Source organism: Agrobacterium tumefaciens (genome assembly GCF_017726655.1).
Lineage (GTDB): Bacteria > Pseudomonadota > Alphaproteobacteria > Rhizobiales > Rhizobiaceae > Agrobacterium > Agrobacterium tumefaciens_B.
Genome location: NZ_CP072308.1, coordinates 645,428 through 665,430, shown reverse-complemented (window position 1 = coordinate 665,430; position 20,003 = coordinate 645,428). Strand labels below are relative to the sequence as shown.

22 protein-coding genes and 1 riboswitch are annotated in these 20,003 nt (G+C 58.8%); of the genes, 14 read left to right on the top strand and 8 right to left on the bottom strand.

Translation table 11 applies throughout. The features are described 5' to 3' along the window. Window positions 1-175 precede the first annotated feature (175 nt). The 5 genes from cysG to AT6N2_RS03375 all read left to right on the top strand — a co-directional run bounded on the left by cysG (window position 176) and on the right by AT6N2_RS03375 (window position 5,101). Window positions 176-1,639, top strand: coding sequence for a siroheme synthase CysG (gene cysG / locus AT6N2_RS03395; protein WP_209088484.1), 1,464 nt, complete (start codon window positions 176-178; stop codon window positions 1,637-1,639). Further along, complete coding sequence (locus AT6N2_RS03390; protein WP_063949014.1) at window positions 1,632-1,946, top strand: DUF2849 domain-containing protein; 315 nt, start codon at window positions 1,632-1,634, stop codon at window positions 1,944-1,946. Before cysG ends, AT6N2_RS03390 begins: the two co-directional genes overlap by 8 nt. A gap of 8 nt (window positions 1,947-1,954) precedes the next feature. Then, a complete protein-coding gene (locus tag AT6N2_RS03385; RefSeq protein ID WP_209088481.1) occupies window positions 1,955-3,625 on the top strand; it encodes a nitrite/sulfite reductase in 1,671 nt (556 codons plus the stop codon). Between the two features lie 10 nt (window positions 3,626-3,635). Beyond that, the gene (locus AT6N2_RS03380) at window positions 3,636-4,142 is read left to right on the top strand and encodes a DUF934 domain-containing protein (RefSeq protein ID WP_209088478.1); all 507 of its coding nucleotides are present in this window, start codon (window positions 3,636-3,638) and stop codon (window positions 4,140-4,142) included. Between the two features lie 146 nt (window positions 4,143-4,288). After that, a complete protein-coding gene (locus AT6N2_RS03375) occupies window positions 4,289-5,101 on the top strand; it encodes a ferredoxin--NADP reductase (RefSeq protein ID WP_209088476.1) in 813 nt (270 codons plus the stop codon). A 51-nt stretch (window positions 5,102-5,152) separates the two neighbouring features. Here AT6N2_RS03375 and AT6N2_RS03370 read toward each other — a convergent pair whose 3' ends face one another. Further along, window positions 5,153-6,451 (bottom strand): MFS transporter, encoded by a 1,299-nt coding sequence (locus AT6N2_RS03370; protein ID WP_209088472.1) that lies wholly within the window; start codon window positions 6,449-6,451, stop codon window positions 5,153-5,155. A gap of 191 nt (window positions 6,452-6,642) precedes the next feature. On the opposite strand from AT6N2_RS03370, the gene AT6N2_RS03365 reads away from it, so the two are divergent. After that, window positions 6,643-7,146, top strand: coding sequence for a hypothetical protein (locus AT6N2_RS03365; protein WP_209088469.1), 504 nt, complete (start codon window positions 6,643-6,645; stop codon window positions 7,144-7,146). Window positions 7,147-7,170: 24 nt separating this feature from the next. On the opposite strand, the gene AT6N2_RS03360 is transcribed toward AT6N2_RS03365, so the two are convergent. The 5 genes from AT6N2_RS03360 to AT6N2_RS03340 form a co-directional block, all read right to left on the bottom strand. Beyond that, window positions 7,171-7,974 (bottom strand): endonuclease/exonuclease/phosphatase family protein, encoded by an 804-nt coding sequence (locus AT6N2_RS03360; protein WP_209088466.1) that lies wholly within the window; start codon window positions 7,972-7,974, stop codon window positions 7,171-7,173. A 152-nt stretch (window positions 7,975-8,126) separates the two neighbouring features. After that, window positions 8,127-10,991 (bottom strand): aminomethyl-transferring glycine dehydrogenase, encoded by a 2,865-nt coding sequence (gene gcvP, locus AT6N2_RS03355; protein ID WP_209088463.1) that lies wholly within the window; start codon window positions 10,989-10,991, stop codon window positions 8,127-8,129. Continuing rightward, window positions 10,991-11,353 (bottom strand): glycine cleavage system protein GcvH, encoded by a 363-nt coding sequence (gene gcvH / locus AT6N2_RS03350; RefSeq protein WP_209088460.1) that lies wholly within the window; start codon window positions 11,351-11,353, stop codon window positions 10,991-10,993. Before gcvH ends, gcvP begins: the two co-directional genes overlap by 1 nt. Before the next feature lie 27 nt (window positions 11,354-11,380). Then, window positions 11,381-12,520, bottom strand: coding sequence for a glycine cleavage system aminomethyltransferase GcvT (gene gcvT / locus AT6N2_RS03345; RefSeq protein WP_209088458.1), 1,140 nt, complete (start codon window positions 12,518-12,520; stop codon window positions 11,381-11,383). 151 nt (window positions 12,521-12,671) lie between these two features. Beyond that, window positions 12,672-12,759: riboswitch (glycine riboswitch) on the bottom strand. Between the two features lie 161 nt (window positions 12,760-12,920). Beyond that, window positions 12,921-13,106: a DUF3008 family protein gene (locus AT6N2_RS03340; RefSeq protein ID WP_063949006.1), complete on the bottom strand. Its 186-nt coding sequence runs from the start codon at window positions 13,104-13,106 to the stop codon at window positions 12,921-12,923. Window positions 13,107-13,278: 172 nt separating this feature from the next. Here AT6N2_RS03340 and AT6N2_RS03335 point away from each other — a divergent pair, with 172 nt between their 5' ends. Together AT6N2_RS03335 and AT6N2_RS03330 are read left to right on the top strand one after the other, a co-directional pair. Next, complete coding sequence (locus AT6N2_RS03335) at window positions 13,279-13,656, top strand: hypothetical protein (RefSeq protein ID WP_209088455.1); 378 nt, start codon at window positions 13,279-13,281, stop codon at window positions 13,654-13,656. 84 nt (window positions 13,657-13,740) lie between these two features. Continuing rightward, a complete protein-coding gene (locus AT6N2_RS03330) occupies window positions 13,741-14,727 on the top strand; it encodes a copper chaperone PCu(A)C (protein ID WP_209088452.1) in 987 nt (328 codons plus the stop codon). A gap of 61 nt (window positions 14,728-14,788) precedes the next feature. On the opposite strand, the gene AT6N2_RS03325 is transcribed toward AT6N2_RS03330, so the two are convergent. Together AT6N2_RS03325 and AT6N2_RS03320 are read right to left on the bottom strand one after the other, a co-directional pair. Beyond that, on the bottom strand, window positions 14,789-15,217 hold the full coding sequence (locus AT6N2_RS03325) for a plastocyanin/azurin family copper-binding protein (protein WP_209088449.1): 429 nt from the start codon (window positions 15,215-15,217) through the stop codon (window positions 14,789-14,791). A gap of 119 nt (window positions 15,218-15,336) precedes the next feature. After that, on the bottom strand, window positions 15,337-15,627 hold the full coding sequence (locus AT6N2_RS03320; RefSeq protein WP_144574409.1) for a hypothetical protein: 291 nt from the start codon (window positions 15,625-15,627) through the stop codon (window positions 15,337-15,339). A 198-nt stretch (window positions 15,628-15,825) separates the two neighbouring features. Between AT6N2_RS03320 and crcB the strand changes: the two genes are divergently transcribed. The 6 genes from crcB to AT6N2_RS03290 all read left to right on the top strand — a co-directional run bounded on the left by crcB (window position 15,826) and on the right by AT6N2_RS03290 (window position 19,951). Next, on the top strand, window positions 15,826-16,203 hold the full coding sequence (gene crcB, locus AT6N2_RS03315) for a fluoride efflux transporter CrcB (protein WP_209088446.1): 378 nt from the start codon (window positions 15,826-15,828) through the stop codon (window positions 16,201-16,203). A gap of 65 nt (window positions 16,204-16,268) precedes the next feature. Then, on the top strand, window positions 16,269-17,258 hold the full coding sequence (locus AT6N2_RS03310) for an RluA family pseudouridine synthase (protein WP_209088443.1): 990 nt from the start codon (window positions 16,269-16,271) through the stop codon (window positions 17,256-17,258). Window positions 17,259-17,264: 6 nt separating this feature from the next. After that, entirely contained in the window at window positions 17,265-17,933 is a 669-nt protein-coding gene (locus AT6N2_RS03305) for an HAD family hydrolase (RefSeq protein ID WP_063948999.1), read from the top strand. Between the two features lie 30 nt (window positions 17,934-17,963). Next, window positions 17,964-18,758 carry an ATP12 family chaperone protein gene (locus AT6N2_RS03300; protein ID WP_063948998.1) on the top strand — a complete coding sequence of 265 codons (795 nt, stop codon included), beginning with the start codon at window positions 17,964-17,966 and terminating at the stop codon, window positions 18,756-18,758. Between the two features lie 163 nt (window positions 18,759-18,921). Continuing rightward, complete coding sequence (locus tag AT6N2_RS03295; RefSeq protein WP_063948997.1) at window positions 18,922-19,410, top strand: hypothetical protein; 489 nt, start codon at window positions 18,922-18,924, stop codon at window positions 19,408-19,410. Window positions 19,411-19,561: 151 nt separating this feature from the next. After that, window positions 19,562-19,951, top strand: coding sequence for a RidA family protein (locus AT6N2_RS03290; protein WP_063949134.1), 390 nt, complete (start codon window positions 19,562-19,564; stop codon window positions 19,949-19,951). Window positions 19,952-20,003 lie beyond the last annotated feature (52 nt).

Below are 20,003 nucleotides of genomic sequence, written 5' to 3'. Positions count from 1 at the left end.
CCGCGTTTTTGTCAAGGGATTCCCGACTTCCGTGGCACGAGCCAATAGGGCGAAAACGCAACGCCGGTTGGTTTTCCTCCAAAACTGGGGTGTTCGAGAAATAAAAATCCAGCCACCGGAAGGGCTTGAATTTCTGTTTCTTCACCAATGCGCGCCGATGCGGGATATATGTCCAATGCATACAGAACATGTTTTCTCCGCTGCTGGCGACCGCCTTTCGACCTTCCCCGCATTTTTCCGGGTTGAGGGACGGCGGGTCGCCGTTTTCGGCAATGGTGACGAGGCTTTCGCGAAGGTCAGACTTCTTTCGAACACCAATGCCCATATCATTGCCTACGCCGACGAACCGGATGACAATTTCGCCCGATATCTCGCTGACAACAGTATCGACCATCGGGCCCTCGCATTTGCCGAAAAGCTGCTCGACGGCGCAACGCTCGTTTTTGCTGCAACCGGTGACGAGCGCCTGGATCGCGACATCGTTGTGGCGGCGCGCGCGCGCAAAATACCCGCCAATGCCGTGGACCAGCCTGAGTTCTGCGATTTCTTCACGCCGGCCCTCGTGACGCGCGCACCGGTCGCTGTCGCCATCGGGACGGAAGGCGCCGGACCTGTTCTCGCTCAGATGATCCGCGCCCGTGTCGACCAGATGTTGTCTCCGTCGCTCGGCAAACTCGCGCGACTTGCGGTGCATTACCGTGATGCCGCGGAAAACAATGTGCCGAAGGGCGCGTTGCGCCGTAATTTCTGGCGGCGGTTTTTCTCGGGCGCTGTCGCAGATGCGATGGCGAATGGCGACACGCTTACCGCGCATCAAGCGGTCGAGCAGCTTCTCGATGCGCCGGAAAAGGCGGAGGGACGTGTCTGGCTTGTCGGTGCTGGACCGGGCGCGGAAGATTTGCTGACATTGCGCGCGCAGCGGGTTCTGATGGAAGCCGATGTGATTGTTTATGATGCCCTGGTCCCGCAGGCGATTGTCGATATGGGCCGCCGCGATGCCGAGCGGCTTTCCGTCGGCAAGCGAAAAGGCTGTCACAGCAAGTCGCAGGACGACATCAACCGCCTGCTGGTCCGTCTCGGCAGGCAAGGCATGCGCGTTGTGCGTCTGAAATCCGGCGATCCGCTCGTCTATGGCAGGGCGGGTGAGGAAATGGCGGCGCTTCGCGACGCGGGCATCGCTTATGAGATCGTCCCCGGCATCACATCGGCATTTGCCGCGGCTGCGGACTTTGAGTTGCCGCTGACCTTGCGCGGCGTTGCATCGTCACTCATCTTTACCACAGGCCATGATCTGGCGGGCGACGTTCTGCCGGACTGGGCGCGTCTTGCGGTCTCCGGCGCGACGATCGCCGTCTACATGGGCCGCAGCGTCGCCGCCTCGGTGGCCAAGCGGTTGATTGACGCAGGTCTCGCCGTTGAAACGACTGTTGCCGTCATCGAAAATGCCAGCCGCGCGGACCGCCGCCTGCTGCACGGCACGTTGAACGATCTGCCCGACCTTGAACATCGCGATGAAATGACCGGCCCTGTCATGGTCATTATTGGCGATGCGGTTGCTGGCGCAAATTTTGAGAAGTCCGAATCGCTTGCTCTTTCAGGAGCGCCGGGGGACTTGAAACGGGAGTATGTGAATGGCTGACAAGGTTTTGACCGCCAACCGCCTGAGCGATGGCATCGCTGTCTGGCTGGATGCCAATGGCGAATGGACCGAGAAGCTGCAGGACGCGCTGGTTGCGCGCCATGCCGAAGCCGTTGCTTCGCTCGAGGAGATCGGCAAACGCGACTTTTCTGCCAACAAGGTCGTTGACGTCAATATCATCGATGTTGTCGAGGAGAAGGGACAGCTGTGGCCGACGCGTCTTCGTGAGCGTATTCGCGCCGCTGGCCCGACCATGCACTATGCTGCCGGTTACAAGCCGGCCGATGCAGCCTTTATCGCAGTCTGAGGAAGAATATGTACCGTTACGACGAGTTCGATCACGCATTTGTTGAAGGCCGCGTGGCACAGTTTCGCGATCAGGTCGAGCGCCGCCTTTCCGGCGAGCTGGCCGAGGACGCATTCAAGCCGCTGCGCCTGATGAACGGTGTCTACCTTCAGTTGCATGCTTATATGCTGCGCGTCGCCATCCCATACGGAACGCTGAATTCGAAGCAGATGCGGATGCTGGCCCATATCGCCCGCAAATACGACCGGGGATACGGCCATTTCACCACGCGTCAGAACATCCAGTATAACTGGCCCCGCCTTTCGGACACGCCCGACATTCTGTCCGAGCTCGCAAGCGTTGAAATGCACGCGCTCCAGACATCAGGCAACTGCATTCGCAACGTGACTGCCGATCATTTCGCCGGTGCTGCGGCAGATGAGGTGGCTGACCCGCGGCCCTATGCCGAAATTCTCAGGCAATGGTCCTCCGTACACCCGGAGTTCTCATTCCTGCCGCGCAAGTTCAAGATCGCTGTCACGGGCGCTGAGCGCGACCGTGCCGCCATTCAGGTTCACGATATCGGCCTTCACCTGAAAAAGAACGACAAGGGCGAGATCGGTTTTGCCGTTTATGTCGGCGGCGGGCAGGGCCGCACGCCGATGATCGCCAAGAAAATTCGTGATTTCCTGCCGGAAGAGGACCTCCTGTCCTACACCACGGCGATCATGCGCGTTTACAACCTCCACGGCCGTCGCGACAATAAGTATAAGGCGCGCATCAAGATTCTCGTGCATGAGACAGGCGTAGAGGAACTTTCGCGGCAGGTCGAAGTCGAATTTGCTGAGCTGAAAAACTCGGAACTGAAACTCCCTGATGCCGATATCGCGGCGATCACCGCCTATTTTGCGCCGCCGGCGCTCAAGGACCGGCCCGAGGGCTGGGAAAGCCTGGCGCGCTGGAAGCGTGCTGATGAGGGGTTCGCCCGGTTCGTCGAGCAGAACGTCGCGCCGCACAAGCATCCCGACTACGGCATGGTGACGATTTCGCTGAAGCCGATCGGCGGCATTCCGGGCGATGCAACGGACGAGCAGATGGAATTGGTCGCCGATATTGCCGCCGAATATGCCTTTGATGAAATCCGCATCAGCCATGAGCAGAATATCATCCTGCCGCATGTTGCGCTGGCCGATCTTGAGCCGGTCTATCGCGCGCTTGTGGGTGCAGGGCTTGCAACAGCCAATGCCGGGCTCATCACCGATATCATTGCCTGTCCCGGGCTGGACTATTGCGCACTTGCCAATGCGCGCTCCATTCCGGTGGCGCAGGAAATTTCCACCCGCTTTGGTGCACCCGAGCGTCAGGCGGAAATCGGCGAGCTGAAGATCAAGATTTCCGGCTGCATCAATGCCTGTGGCCACCACCACGTCGGTCATATCGGCCTCCTGGGTGTGGAGAAAAAGGGTGCGGAGCTATACCAGATCACGCTTGGCGGATCGGGCGACGAAAACACCTCGATCGGTGAGATCATCGGCCGTGGTTTCGAACCGGAAAAGGTGACAGACGCGGTGGAAACCATCGTCGATACCTATCTGGGCCTGCGCCTTTCGAGGGAAGAGAGCTTCCTCGAAGCCTATCGCCGTGTCGGACCCCAGCCGTTCAAGGACGCGCTCTACGGTTCCGCTGCCGAAGCCGCCTGAGGAGAACTTTATGACGAAAATCTGGAACCGCGACGGCTTCGTGGAAAATGATCCGTGGGTAATCGAAACGGAAGAAGTGAAGGCGACAGCCGAGCAGAAGCCGGTGCTGCCGCTTGCCGATTTTCTGGTTCGGGCGGCTGAAAGCAATGACATTGGCCTCGGCGTGCTCATCACGCCCGCCGACGATGTTCTCAAGCTAGCGCCCTATCTCGACCGTCTCGACCTGGTTGCCATCAGCTTTCCCGCCTTCAATGACGGCCGTGGTTTCAGCCACGCTTCGTTGCTGCGCAGTCGCCTCGGTTTTGCAGGCGAGGTGAGGGCGGTTGGCGACGTGCTGATCGATCAGGTGCCGTTGATGCTGCGCACCGGCTTTACCAGCTTCGCAGTCACGAACGGCACGGCGCTTCGCCGTCTGTCCGAAAACCGCCTGCCGGAAATACCGGTCTATTACCAGCCGACGGCCAAGCCTGCTGCGGGTGGTGAGACCTATAGCTGGAGACGCCGTGCGTCTTCATGACACGGCGCCTGGAAATATGAGTGCGTGATACATATTTCCTACAGACATGGCAGTATTGATATTCTCATGCCTTCAAACCGAGGCGGAAATGGTATAATTGCCCGGTCGGAGAATGTCGCATCGAATAGGAACGGACGGAACCTGAAATGAACGCGCCAGCCAAGACGGAAGATTTCGCGATCAAGATACCTGACGGTGTTTACGCCGAGACGGTTTTGTCGGTTGAGCACTATACCGACCACCTGTTCCGCTTCCGCATGACGCGCCCTGCCGGTTTTCGTTTCCGTTCCGGTGAGTTTGCGATGATCGGCCTGATGGTTGGCGACAAGCCGATTTATCGCGCCTATTCGATTGCAAGCCCTGCCTGGGATGAGGAACTCGAGTTTTTCTCGATCAAGGTTCCCGATGGTCCGCTGACGTCGCATCTGCAGGCGATCAAGCCGGGTGACACGGTCTTGATGCGCAAGAAGCCCACAGGCACGCTGGTTCTGGATGCGCTGACACCAGGCAGACGGCTTTACATGTTCTCGACCGGTACGGGCATCGCGCCTTTTGCCAGCCTTATCCGTGATCCGGAAACCTACGAGAAGTTCGAAGAAGTCATTCTCACACACACCTGCCGCGATGTTGCTGAACTTAAATACGGCTTCGATCTCGTTGAGGAAATCCGCAACCACGAATTCCTGAACGATATCGTTGGCGACAAGCTGAAGCACTATGCGACCGTTACCCGCGAAGAATACCCGTTCAAGGGCCGCATCACGACGCTGATCGAGAATGGCAAGCTGTTTGCCGATCTCGGCGTACCCGCCCTCGACCCCGCGATTGACCGTGGCATGATCTGCGGGTCGTCCGCCATGCTGAAGGACACCAAGGAACTGCTTGAAAAAGCCGGTCTGACCGAAGGCGCCAATAACAAGCCTGCCGAATTCGTCATCGAACGTGCGTTTGTCGGCTGATCGCAGGCACATCGAAAATTTCAGGAGGCCGTCAGGCCTCTTTTTTGTTTCTTAAGCCTTGTCCGGCTCATGGGACGGGGTATCGTCATTTTGTTTCGGCGCTATGTCGTGGCGATAGACTAGGAAGAGACCAATGGCGATCGCGGCAATGCCGCCACCGACCAAGTGAGACAACGAATAGCCGCCCTTCGTGACCAACCATCCCGCAACGACATTGCTGAATGATGCGCCGACGCCCTGAACCATCATGACGCTGGCGAGACCAACGTTGAAGCGGCCGGTCCCTTTAAGGATCCTTTCCACCGCAACGGGCGTGACGATACCGAGAAGCCCGGCGCCCACACCATCAAGAAACTGCACCGGAAAGATGACCCAGAAATCCGTAAAGGCAGCGGCAAGGACGCCGCGCACGGGCAGGGCAGCGAGCGCAATAAGGAAGACGGTCGAAAGGCCGAAGCGCCGGATCAGCCATGGCGCCATGGCGGCGACAAAGATCATCGCGAACTGCGCGACACCGGTAATGATGGCGGTGGTGCGGAAGGGCGTCTGCAGCTCGATGGCGAAATCCTGCGCAATCAAACGGCCCATCGGTGCGTTGCCGAAGTGGAAGACGAGAAGGATGATGGCAAGGAAGATCAGCCCGCGTTCGTGCAACAACACGTTGATACCGGAAGGCCCGGGTTCGCCCTTGTCCTCGCCAAGGCCGCGCGCCACCTTGTGGTCTATCCGGGCGGGGTCGATCGCGGCCGTTGCGACCAGCGCACCGGCTGCGGTCAACAGCATCAGTCCGATGATGCCGTTCAAACCGAAAAAGGTGACGACGACATAGGTCGCGAAAAGCGAAGCGAAATTGCCGCCATGGTTCCAGAACTCATTTCTTGAAATCTGGTGAGAGAAAAGCCGTTCGCCGACGAGCCCCAGGGTGAGGCCGGCGAGCGCCGGACCGACAACCGCTCCGACGACGGCAGTCATGATTTGCCCCGTCCAGACAATCCACACATCCGGAAAGATCAGCGTAACCAGGGCGCCGATGGTCACCAGAACGACAGGGATTGCGATCAGCGTGCGTTTCCATGTCGTGCCGTCCACCAATGCGCCGCAGAGTGGCGTGGCGAGCAGGCCAACGAGGCCACCCACGGTGGCGATCAATCCGAGCGACAGGGAAGACCAGCCTTTGGTTGCCAGGAACGCGTCCAGAAACGGTCCAAGACCATCCCGGGCGTCGGCAAGAAAGAAATTGAGCGCGGCGAGCGCAAACAGCGTCTTGTCCGATATTCCGCCGCTCCTTGGCCTATCACCCGAAGGCAGGCCCGACGAAGTCTGCGGAGCGGTAACACCGATGGCCGTCATGATAATCGCTCCGAAGGTATGATGTGTTGAAGGCGTGTTTGGTAAGGTTCGCGTGAAACATCTCTCTTCGGAAATAGTTGCGCTTGCAAACAAAAAAATGTCCGTCCACTTCTTTTTTAAAACAAGCATTTCCTCAGGAACATTTCCGTTGCTCTGCGAGTTGGCATTCGTCAACAATATGGATGGTTGCCATGAAAGCTTCGCTTGCATTTCTAATGTCGCTGACCGGCATGCTTGCAGTACAACCGGCTTACGCTGACGAAAGCGCATTCCTTTCCTCCCTCAAAGGCACCTGGAAGGGGAAAGGGACGATTATTACTCGGATCGGTGCGCCCGCCATTAACGTCGACTGCACATTGAACTCCAACGCCCAACGTTCTGCGTTGCAGATGGCCGGAACGTGTCGCGGTCTTCTGGTTGTGAAACGTGCAATCGCCGCCAACCTCACCGCCAGTGGCGCGAGCTATAGCGGAAGCTACACGGGCCCCTCCGGTCGTCCCTCCGCCCTCTCTGGAAACCGGCGTGGCAATGCCATCAATCTCACCGTACGCTGGAACCGCGACATCAACGGCGACCGCGTTGCCGCCATGACAATAGAAAAAGTCGGCGCGAACGGGTTGAGGCTGCGCACGACCGACAAGGACGGCAAGACCGGGAAGACCGTGGTGACGAGTGACATCAGACTGGTAAGGTGATTGGAGCTACCCCAGCAACCGCGCTTAGCTGAACTCGAGCACTAAGGGGCAGTGGTCGGAGACCTCCGGCTCTCTCACCACGTCGAAACGATCGACTGTCACAGCCGGATTGACCAGAAGATAGTCCGCATATCTGTTCGGCTTGGGATACAGCGACGTTCTCGTATCGGTGAACCCTCTACCGGTCACGAGCTCGACCAGATCAAGGTCGCTTAGCACTTCGAACGTCTCGCTGTCAGGAAGCACATTGAAGTCGCCGCAAACGATTATCCGATCGCCTTCTTCCGCAACATTCCTGACGAGCTTAACGAGATTTTTAGCCTGCTCCAGCCGAGCGGGAGTGTCATGTTTTCCGGCGAGGTCACGCAGCCCATGCATGTGGGCGATGACGGCAGGCTGACCCGTTGCAAAATCGAAAATCCTGACGGCGTGGCCTGTTCGCGAGCGTGGGTGCTCACCATAGCCGTTCGCCGAAAAGGCTCCGTGAACGAAACCCTGCGACTGTGCGACGACCGCGAAGGATCTGCGCACAAAAGTCGCCAGCCCCCATTGGGAATCATACCGCGTATCACCATCCCAGAGGTCTCCCCGCGCGGCCGGGCAGAATATCGCCACATGGTCGGGCAGGGCGTCCATGACGTCCCGGAAGAAATTTGCCCTTTGTGGCAGCTCGGTGCCATGGTCGCGGTAGCTCAACCATTCGCGCTTGGCTTCCGGCGTGTGCACAACCTCTTGCAGGCAAAGGATATCAGGGTCGTATGACGTGATGTAGGAAATGAGCTCATCGTGAAGCTTGCCGCCCCAACCATTCAGGCAAATCAGACGCATTCCCCCTCCGTCCCGGCTCGAATACCCGTTCTGTTTAGCACGGGCCGAGCCATGATCAATCGCGAGAAAGCTGGAACACCCATGCGAATCCTGAGCGCAAAAAAAGAGGCCCGGATCGCTCCGGGCCTTTGCATGTTGTTTGCACCTATCTCCTATTCGGCCGCTTCAGCATATGCCTCCATCGGCGGGCAGGTGCAGATGAGGTTTCGGTCACCATAGACATTGTCGATGCGGTTAACCGGTGACCAGTATTTGTCGATGCGGAATGCGCCGGGCGGGAAGCAGCCCTTTTCACGGCTGTAGGGACGATCCCACTCGCCAACGAGGTCTTCCACCGTGTGCGGTGCATTCTTCAGCGGATTGTTGGTCTTGTCCGCGCGCCCTTCCTCGATGTCGCGGGCTTCCTCACGGATTGCCAGCATCGCATCGCAGAAACGGTCGATTTCCGCCTTGGTCTCGGATTCCGTCGGCTCGATCATCAGGGTGCCAGCAACCGGCCAGCTCATGGTCGGTGCATGGAAACCGCAGTCGATCAGGCGCTTGGCAACATCATCGACGGTTACGCCGCAGCTGTCTGCGAGCGGTCGCGTGTCGATGATGCACTCATGCGCCACACGTCCCGTTTCGGACTTGTAGAGTACGTCGTAAGCGCCCTTCAGCCTCTCGGCGATGTAATTGGCGTTGAGGATCGCGACTTTGGTTGCCTGCGTCAGCCCTTCGCCGCCCATCATCAGGCAGTAGCTCCATGAGATCGGCAGGATCGATGGCGAACCGAACGGGGCGGCAGACACCGCACCCTCGCGACCATCCGTCGCTGGATGGCCGGGCAGGTAAGGAGCAAGATGAGCCTTGACGCCGATCGGCCCCATGCCCGGACCACCGCCGCCATGCGGGATGCAGAAGGTCTTGTGCAGGTTAAGGTGGGAAACGTCGGAGCCGATATCGCCAGGGCGGGCGAGACCGACCATGGCGTTCATGTTGGCGCCATCGAGATAAACCTGACCGCCGTGCTCATGGGTGATCTCGCAGATCTCGCGAACCGTTTCCTCGAACACGCCGTGCGTGGACGGATAGGTGATCATGCAGCACGCGAGGTTTTCGGCGTACTGCCTTGCTTTTCCACGGAAATCATCGATATCGATGTCCCCGTTATCTCGCACCTTCACTGGCACCACTTTCATGCCGACCATCTGCGCCGAGGCAGGGTTGGTGCCATGCGCGGACGTCGGGATGAGGCAGACATCACGATGAGTATCGCCATTGGCGAGGTGATAGTTCCGGATCGTTAGAAGACCCGCATATTCGCCCTGCGCGCCGGAATTCGGCTGCATGGAGAAGGCGTCGTAACCGGTGACCGAGCACAGTTTTTCCGAGAGATCATCGATCATCTCCTTGTAACCGAGCGCCTGATTGGCGGGCGCGAAGGGATGAATGTCGGAAAATTCCGGCCAGGTGATCGGCAGCATTTCAGCCGTGGCGTTCAGTTTCATGGTGCAGGAACCGAGCGGGATCATCGAGCGGTCGAGCGCCAGATCACGGTCCGAAAGACGGCGGATGTAACGGGTCATCTCGCTTTCGGCACGGTTCATATGGAAGATCGGATGCGTCATGTACTCGCTGGTGCGCAGCAGGTCCTTCGGCAACCGATAGTCCGGCGTAAAGTCCGAGATCGAGAAATTACCGCCGAAAGCGCGCCACACGGCTTCCAGCGTTGCCGGGCGCGTGCGCTCGTCAAGGCTCATGCCGATCTTGGTCGCGCCCACCTTGCGCAGGTTCACGCCTTCCGCGACGGCAGAACGCAGGATGACGCCCTGCATATGGCCGACTTCGACGGTGATCGTGTCGAAGAAAGTCTCCGGCTCAATGGTATAGCCGAGCTTTTCCAGGCCCTTGGCCATGAGAACGGCCTTCTGGTGGGTCTGCTGGGCAATCGCCTTGATGCCCTGCGGGCCGTGGAAGACGCCGTACATCGAGGCCATGACGGCGAGCAGGACCTGCGCCGTGCAGATGTTCGACGTCGCCTTTTCGCGGCGGATATGCTGCTCGCGGGTCTGTAGCGACAGGCGATAGGCGCGGTTGCCGCGCGCATCGACGGACACGCCGACCAGGCGGCCGGGCATGGAGCGCTTATGCGCATCCTTGACGGCCATGTAAGCCGCGTGCGGTCCACCGTAGCCGACCGGAACGCCAAAACGTTGCGAGGTGCCGATGGCGATGTCAGCGCCCATTTCGCCAGGAGATTTCAGCAGCGTCAGCGCCAGGAGATCGGCGGCGACGGCCGCAATCGCGCCCGTCTGGTGCAGGCGGGAAATCAGGCCGGAGAAATCGCTGACATGGCCGTGGGTGCCCGGGTACTGGAAGATCGCGCCAAAGACGTCGACCGGATCGAGATCGGTGAAGGGGTTGCCGACGATCACCTTCCAGCCGAGCGGGGCCGCACGGGTCTCGATCAGCGCGACGGTCTGTGGGTGGCAATTGGCATCAACGAAAAAGGCGGTCGCCTTGGATTTCGCGACGCGCTGGCACATGGCCATGGCTTCGGCGGCAGCAGTGGCTTCATCCAGAAGCGATGCGTTGGCGACGTCGAGGCCGGTCAGATCGCAAACCATGGTCTGGTAGTTCAGCAGCGCCTCAAGCCGGCCCTGGCTGATTTCCGGCTGGTAGGGCGTATAAGCCGTGTACCAAGCCGGGTTTTCCAAAATGTTGCGCTGGATGACCGGCGGCGTGATGGTGCCGTAATAGCCTTGGCCGATCAGCGAGGTCAGGACCTGGTTCTTGTTGGCCGTTTCGCGAAGACGGTCCAGCGCCTCGCGTTCGGTCAGCGCAGCACCCCAGGTGAGCGGCACCTTCTGGCGGATGGAGGAGGGGACGGTGGCGTCGATAAGGTCATCAAGGCTCTTATAGCCAACGACCTTCAGCATCTCGGCCATTTCCGAGGGCGACGGCCCTATGTGCCGCCGGTTGGCGAAGTCATAGGGCTGATAATCGGTAAAATGAAACTCGGTGGGCGTCGTCATTACGCGATCAGCTCCTTGTAGGCTGCTTCATCGAGCAGCGTCTCGGCGTCGGCCGGATTGGAGAGCTTCAGCTTGAAGAACCAGCCAGCGCCCTGCGGGTCGGAATTGACCAATGACGGATCATCAACGATCGCCTGGTTGATTTCGACCACTTCTCCATCCAGCGGACAATAAACGTCCGACGCTGCCTTGACGGATTCGACGGTCGCGGCGTCACCATCCTTGGCAAAGGTTGCGCCCACTTCCGGCAATTCGACAAAAACGAGATCGCCGAGCTGTTCAGCGGCGTGGCTGGTAATGCCAATGGTGGCGACATCGCCTTCAAACTTCAGCCATTCGTGTTCTGCGGTAAATTTCAGCATCGTGTTCTCTCCGGAAATGTGATGAAATTAGCGTTTATAGGTGGGCGTGATGAAGGGCAGGGCAGCGACGGTGACGGGCAGATACTTGCCGCGCACTTCCGCGAAGATCACCGTTCCGGCAGCAGCGTGGGAAACGGGCACATAGCCCACGGCCACGGGACCTTCGACCGAAGGACCGAAGCCGCCCGACGTTACTTCACCGATTTCAGTCTTGCCGTCTGCATCCGCAAAAAGCTTCGAATGGCCGCGAACCGGCGCCTTGCCTTCGGGCTTCAGACCGACGCGGCGGCGCGATGTGCCGTCTTTGAGCTCGCCGAGAATGCGTTCCGCGCCCGGGAAACCGCCTTCACGCTCGCCACCGGCGCGGCGCGCCTTCTGGATCGCCCACTCCAGCGAGGCTTCGATGGGGGAGGTGGTCGTGTCGATATCGTTACCGTAGAGACAAAGGCCGGCTTCCAGACGCAGGCTGTCGCGCGCGCCAAGCCCGATGGCTTCGCAATCGGGATGTTCGAGCAGTGCCCTGGCGATCTCTTCGGCCTTATCTGATGGTACGGAGATTTCAAAGCCATCCTCACCGGAATAACCCGAGCGCGAGACGATGCAGGGAATATCGTGCAGAGGCACTTCCTGCACATCCATGAACTTCATGGCGGAAACGCCAGCCCACAATTCGGCCAGCACGGCCTCAGCACGCGGGCCTTGCAGCGCGATCAGGGCGCGGTCTTCCAGCAGCGTGATCTCGCACGCATCGGAAAGATGCGCCTTCATATGGGCGAGATCGGCATCCTTGCAGGCGGCGTTGACGACGACGAAAAGATGATCACCGCGATTGGTGATCATCAGATCGTCCAGAATGCAGCCGTTGTCGTCTGTGAAGAAGCCATAGCGCTGGCGCCCTTCCTTGAGGCCCAGGATATCGACCGGCACCAGCTTTTCCAGCGCGAGGGCAGCATCCGAATTGTTGCCGGACTTCGCCTTAACGATGACCTGTCCCATGTGAGACACATCAAAGAGACCGGCCGAAGTGCGTGTCTGATGATGCTCCTTCATCACGCCTGAAGGATATTGGACGGGCATGTCGTAACCGGCGAACGGCACCATGCGGGCGCCCAGCGAAATGTGAAGCGAGTGGAGCGGCGTGGTTTTCAGCGCGGCGGTATCGTCCAAGGACGCCTCCAGGGGTAGCGCGGCTTAACGCGCGGGCTCAGGTCATGGCGCGATGCGCCGGTTCAAGAGCCCCCTCTGTCCTTGTCGCCTGAGATTGTTATCCCTTCGGCGAGCCGTCCTTAGATCAAGGTGGCTTCTCTCCAGAGTTCCGTCGTCAACGTTGGTCCTTTTGCCTGAGAGTTTCCGGGGCGGTTGCTCCTTCGGCACCGCATTGAAGCGGTTTCTCCCAACGGTGATGCGACGCTCATTATCTTCGAAGCCCGCATATTGGCAAGGACCAAATGACGCATCTGAACAGATTTTTGCTCCATCTGCGCCATCACCATCGGCCGCGCAGCGACTGGCTCTGCTTATGGCGTTCTCTGAGCGGGCCTTACAAGCCCGATGTGGAGATGGTTCCCTAGTCGGATTTCTTCGATGGCAACCCCTTGCGTTTCGTCGAAGCGAAATCCTCAAGTTCCTTTTCCGTCATAGACTTCTCCATGCTTTTTGAAGCACCTTTTAAGCTGGATTTCTTTGTTTCACCCCGCTTGGCAGAAAGAGCTGCACCGGCGGCTTTCTGCTGGGCTTTCGATTTGGCTGGCATGGCGGATCTCCCTTAAGCAGTGGTTAAGCAAAGAAAATGTCGCCTCGGGTCGATTGTTCCCAATCTGCTTCTGTCCCTGCGTCAAAATTCCCCTTTGATATCGTCGGCAAAGCGAGCTATCGCATTGAGCATGGGTGCAGATCGAACACGACAGCTGAGGGGACAGGGGAAGATGCTTCGCATTTTCTGCGCGATGCTGATGCTGTCGCTCGGTTTTGCCCATAAACCGGCGCTCGCCGGGACGCCCGCGGTCGTTCTTGATGAGAGCTACAGACTGCCGGATGGTACGTTCGCGGAAATTTGCCTCGGCCACGCCGATGGTTTGAACAGTTCCCACAAGAATGATGGCCCACACTCGGGTGATGCCATCCTCTTCTGCGAAGCCTGCCTGCTTGCATCATCAATTCTTCTGCCTGTGCCGCAAACGGATGGCTGGCTGAAGACCGAATTCGCCTGGCTCGACAATCGCCTGTCGGCGGAGTGGCATTTCCATCCTGTCCTGACGATCCAGAGACCGTCTGCGCGCGGCCCACCAGCGCTGTCAGCCTGATTTTCGTTTTCGGATCATCGCCGCTTCTGCGGCAAGCACGCGGCTGCGTGGACCCGGAGGGGTCGCAGTCGCAGGGACAAGCAAATGAACAGCACCAAAATTATCGCCTGCGGCGTCGTCGTCGCATCAATTTCGGCGTCGCAGGCTTTTGCGCACGCCACCTTCGTCGACGGCTCGGCTGAGCAGGATAGTACCATCGTAGCCGCCCTTCAGGTGCCGCATGGATGCGATGGCGGCCTCGCCACCACCGAGGTTCAGATCAAACTGCCTGAGGGCTTTATTTCCGCCAAGCCGCAGCCCAAGGCAGGCTGGCAGCTGGAGGTCATCAAGGGCGACTATCAGAAGACCTATGCGAACCACGGCAAGGAGATCAAAAGCGGCCCGATTGAAATCCGCTGGAAGGGTGGCGATCTGCCGGATGAGTTCTACGACACCTTCGCCGTGCAGGGTAAGATTTCCGGCATCGAAGCAGGGCAGGACCTGGCGTTCAAAGTGACCCAGCTTTGCGGCGACAAGGGCAAGGTCTCGTGGGATGAGGTCGCAGCCGCTGGCGTTGATCCGCATTCCCTGAAAAGCCCGGCGCCGACCATCAAGGTCACCGCAAAGTCCGATCATGCAGGCGGCCACGACCACGCCGCCATGGCGATGGACACGGATGTCGTGAAGGCGGGTAGCCTCGAAGTGTCTGGGGGCGCGACAAAAGCCATGCTGCCGGGACAGCCGGTGGGTGGCGGTTACGTGACGATCAAGAACACCGGCGATGCCGACGACAGGCTGATCGGCATCGAATCGTCTACGGCCGGCCGCGCGGAAATCCATGAGATGGCCATGGTCAACGACGTCATGAAAATGCGCAAGCTGGAAGAGGGTATCGTCATTCCCGCAGGAAAAACCGTCGAGCTGACGCCCGGCGGCCTGCATATGATGTTCTTCAACGTCAAAAAACCGTTCGCGGAAGGTGACAAGGTGCCTGTGACCCTTGTCTTTGAAAAGGCCGGAAAGGTCGACGTGGTGTTGGCGACCGGCTCTGCAAAGGGCGGTGACGACAAGGGCGGGCACCAGCACAACTGACAATAAAATGGGCTGCCGGAACGCTGTAACCATCCGGCAGCCCAAATTTGTTTGGCCATTCTTATTTTGTAACGGTCAGCCTGGCCTGCATGCCTGCTTCGTAGTGACCCTTGATATTGCAGAAGAGAAGGTAACTGCCAGGCGTCAGCTTTGCTTTCAGCTGCCCATCACCACCCGGCTTGAGGTCGGCAACCTCTCCGAGGCTCTTCAACTGTTTTTCATTAACGCGATGTTTGGCGGTGTTGAGCGGAATTTTCTGGTCGGCCGACTTGAGCTTCACGAGGATCATTTCGTGCTCTTCGCTCATCGCATCGTTGTGCACATGGAAAACCGCATCGCCGGCCTTGACGGTGGTCTGGTCAAGCACGAGCGTCATCGGCCCGCCGCCTTCACCACCCTCTGTCACTTTGATTGTCGTGGCTGCGAAAGCGGGCACTGACATTGTCAGAACTGCTGCGAGGGCAGTTGCATAGCGGATCATTGATGTCATGACGGTCCTCCAATTGACGCTGGAGAACTAGGATTTCCAACTGACAGCAACCTGAACGCGTGAAATCGAAATGACATATATCAGGAAAAACATGCAGTCATTAAGGTAAACTATTGAATTTAAATTGATTTATTTCCATTATTATCGTCATATGCCTGCTGGGCCTGTTCCAGCGTCGCCTGCCGTTCCTGGCGCTGGCTGGCAACCGTCAGAAAATAGAGCGTCAGGGCCGGCGGTTTGATCACAGTCATCAGACCGCGCAATTGAAAATCGTCTCCACTCTCCGCCTTGCGCGCCAAGTCGTGAATGGCTTCTTCCACTTCACTTTTGCGCGGGGCGCGCTGAGACGGTTTTACGGCCTCCAGTGCATAGGCGGCCGTATTGGCAGAAACGGAAAAGACCTGTGTCATGCAACCCCCGGCAATCGCGGCCGACCCTTAAAAAACCAAACATTAGCATCTGCTTCTTGTTGGAAGACTAAACCGGAGGCGGAGAATTTAATCGTATTTTAACGGAAGGGCCGGGCACCGAGGGGTTTCGCATTCTTTCCCCATGATCTAGAAATTGCGCCGGACGAAACGGTCCGCAAATCCGGAGACACGATACCAATGCTCAACATCGCCCTCGTCGCGACAGGCGGCGCAATCGGTTCCGTCTTCCGTTATCTCGTCGGCGTCTGGAGCGTGCGACTGGCCGGGCCGAATTTTCCCTGGGGCACGCTCGCGGTCAATGTGGTGGGTTCGTTCATGATCGGCCTGTTGGTCGAGCTCGTGGCACGACGACTGAACGCTTCAATGGAGATGCGGCTGTTTCTCGTGACCGGTGTCCTTGGCGGGTTCACGACATTTTCGTCCTTTACGCTTGACGCTGCCTCGCTCCTCGAGCGTGGTGCGACGGGCCTTTCGATCGTTTACGTGCTGGCGAGCCTCATCGTTTCCATCGCCGCGGTTTTCGCCGGGCTGGCCTTGGGCCGCAACTTGTTCTAAAGGCTTGATCCAAACAGCGCGCCGAACAGCGGGCGCGCGATAAAGACAGAGAGACTGGAATTTTCATGGCAGGTATCGAGCATATCAAGGTCGGGGCCGACGAGGCCGGTATGCGCCTCGATCGCTGGTTCAAGATTCATTATCCGGGACTTGGGTTCGGGCAGTTGCAGAAGCTGCTGCGCTCCGGTCAGGTACGTGTGGATGGCGGCCGGGTGAAAACGGATGCACGCGTGCAGCCGGGTCAGATGGTGCGTGTGCCGCCGGTTGATTCCGATCTGAAGGTAAAAAGCGGGCCGATCGGCTCGCGAGATCTCAAACATTCAGAAGATTCCGAACTTCTGGCGCGCATGCTGCTGCACGAAGATGGCAAGGTCTTCGTCTTCAACAAGCCGGCCGGCATTGCCGTGCAGGGAGGCTCCGGCGTCAATCGCCATATCGATGGGCTCTTGGAAGCCTGGACAAGCCAGAAAGGCGAGAAGCCGCGTCTGGTGCATCGCCTCGACCGTGACACGTCAGGCGTGCTGGTTGTTGCCCGAACACGCGGCGCAGCACAGAAACTGACCGCCGCCTTCCGAGAGCGCGACACCAAAAAGACCTACTGGGCGCTGGTCAAGGGCGTGCCTCGCAAGCATCAGGACAAGATCTCCACCTGGCTCGTCAAGGAACAGACGATGGATGGCGACCGTATGCGCATCGCCAAACATGGTGAGGATGGCGCCGATCACGCAGTTTCCTATTACCGCGTCATCGATACGGCTGCCCAGAACCTCGCTTGGCTGGAGATGGAGCCCTATACCGGCCGCACGCATCAGCTGCGCGTTCACGCGCTCCATATGGGCCATCCGATCATCGGCGATCCCAAATATTATATCGACGATCCGAACTGGGATTTTCCGGGTGGCATCCAGAAGCGCCTGCATCTCCATGCGCGTCATATCGATATTCCCCATCCGAATGGCGGCCGGCTTCGGGTCAGCGCGCCTTTGCCGCCGCATATGGTGCAAACGTGGAACCTGCTCGGTCTCGATGTGGCCGACGGCGACAGGGAAGACTGATATCAGATGAAACTGGTTCTCTTCGATTGCGACGGTACGCTCGTGGACAGCGCCGGTCTCATCCATGCGGTTATGGCTCAAACCTTCGCCGACTTCGGCAAGCCGCGGCCTGATATGTCGCAGACGAAGGCGATCATCGGCCTGACGCTGGACATCGCGATCGCGCGCATGCTTGGCAGGGCCCACGTCGATGACGAGGCGTCGGCCATGGCGCTGCGGTACAAAGAGAACTACCTTCCACTGAAGGAACGGGCCGAAAATCCAACGCCGCTTTTTGAGGGCATTGCACCTTTGATAGAAATGCTGGCGAAACGGGACGACGTGCTGATTGGCGCAGTCACCGGCAAGGGCCGGCGCGGCCTTCTCCAGGTTCTTGAAAGCCACGGCTTTACCGAACACTTCATCGTCTCGCGCACGGCGGATGACTGTCCGTCAAAACCGCACCCGGCCATGGTTATGGAATGCTGCCATGAAACCGGCATGGTTCCGGCCGATACTGTCGTGATCGGCGATGCAATCTACGATATGCAGATGGCGAAAGCCGCGGGCGCAAAGGCGATCGGTGTCTCTTGGGGGTATGCCTCCGTCGACGATCTCTGGAAAGCGGGCGCCGATGCGGTTGTCAGCCACCCGCGTGAAATTCCGGCCTTTGTTCCGGCCGATACTTTCGAATGATCTTCTCTATCCGACTGATGAGGACGTGCCATGCGTGATCTCCTGAACGACCTTACGGAGGGCTTGAGCCATCCCGACCCGATCCTGCGTGCGCAAATTCAGATGCAGAAGCCCCTGCCGAAACGGTTCTACAAGGACGTGACGGTTGGAGAGGCAGAGGAGGGCGGCTTCACCATTCTCCTCGATGGAAAGCCGCTGCGCACCCCTGCCAAAAAAGCCCTCACCATGCCGACGCGCGCGCTTGCGCAACTGCTGCGCGACGAGTGGGACGCTCAGAAAGACGTCGTCAATCCTGTGGTCATGCCCGTCTCACGACATGTCAACACGGCCATCGACGGTGTTGCCAATGACACGCAGGCGGTTTTCGAAGATATTCTGAGGTTCTCCTCCTCCGATCTCCTCTGCTACCGCGCCGCCGACCCGGAAGCGCTTGTCCAGCGGCAGACGGATCATTGGGATCCGGTGCTAGACTGGGCCGCCAATGTGCTCGGTGCGCGGTTCATTCTCGTCGAAGGCGTCATGCATCAGGACCAGCCGCGCGAGGCTATTTCAGCTTTTGCCGTGACGCTGAAAAAATACGACACACCGATTGCGCTCGCGGCTCTTCACACCATGACGTCGCTGACCGGCTCCGCCATTCTGGCGCTGGCTGTGGCCGAGGGCCAAGTCTCGCTGGAAGAGGCGTGGGCGCTTGCGCATCTCGATGAAGACTGGACCTCAGAACAATGGGGCGAGGACGAGGAAGCACTGGAGCGCCGCGCTGTCAGGCTCGTTGACATGCGCGCGGCATGCAACGTCCTGGAGTCCCTGAAGGGCGCCGCTTAACGCTTTTCTAACCCTGATCAACGATCATGCGGTTATCTCACACCAAAGTCCCGCTCACCCGACGAAGGGGCCGAAAGGGCACTCTGGACGCGTGAGTTTGTGCATCGTTTCCGTCGAAATTCGTTCTGATTTTCGAGCCGGTGTACGAGGGGAGCCGCTGAAGATGATCACCACGCTGAAGCGCTTTGGCATAGTTTTGCTGGCGTGTTTCACGCTCATGTCTTTCAGGCTGGAACCGGAAGCAACCAATGGCGACCGGCTCCTTTACGATGTGCGGGGCGCCTTTGTCGCCGCACGACCAGATGTCGCACCGGCGCTGATGCAATCCATCCATGCACAGGTGCAAAATGCGATCAAGACCACGGCACGGGGAGAAATTCGCCCGCGCGTCGTTCTGACCATCCGCCTTGCGTCTGTAACGCGCGCTCCTTTTTTCTTCGGAGAAAGGGCGTCAGCCAAGGTCATCGTTCGCGCCGCCGCGGTTGCGACAGGGGAGGTGATCGCGGAAGCGCGGTTCACGGCGACCGTCGTCAGTCTCGATGACAGCGCTATAGAGCAGGAGCTCGCTTACGGCGTAGCCGAGCGCGTGATCCGCGAATTCCGGCTAAATCGGCCGGGACCGACGACGCTTGCAACAGCGCTCTTCCCCTGACACCAGTCAGTCTCAGGTGCACGCTCAGATACTTTCGGTCTGTTATTTGACATACGCGATGTATGTTCCTATCTCACATACGTAACGTATGTAAAATTGACCTTGATGGTTTCAAACATCGAGACGTCACGAAGCGGAAAGTGAGATGGAAATGGGTAAACGCGACGCAGTTTTTCCGGCAAGCAGACACGCGCTATATGAGGAGCATGGCTATTCGGCAGCCATCCGCTCGGGCGACCTTTTATTCGTTTCGGGCCAGGTCGGCAGCCGCGCTGATGGAACGGCTGAGCCTGATTTCGAACAGCAGGTTCGCCTGGCTTTCGAGAACCTGAAGGCCACGCTCAATGCCGGCGGTTGCGATTTTGACGACATCGTGGATGTGACGACGTTTCACACCGATCCCGAAAACCAGTTCGGAACGATCATGACCGTGAAGAACGAAATCTTCAGCCAGAAACCTTACCCGAACTGGACCGCGATCGGCGTCAACTGGCTCGCAGGCTTTGACTTTGAGATCAAGGTTATTGCCCGCATACCGTGATGCGGGCAGGGCTGTAACGGCGGCTCATGCGCAGTACCGCCGTTACGATCCA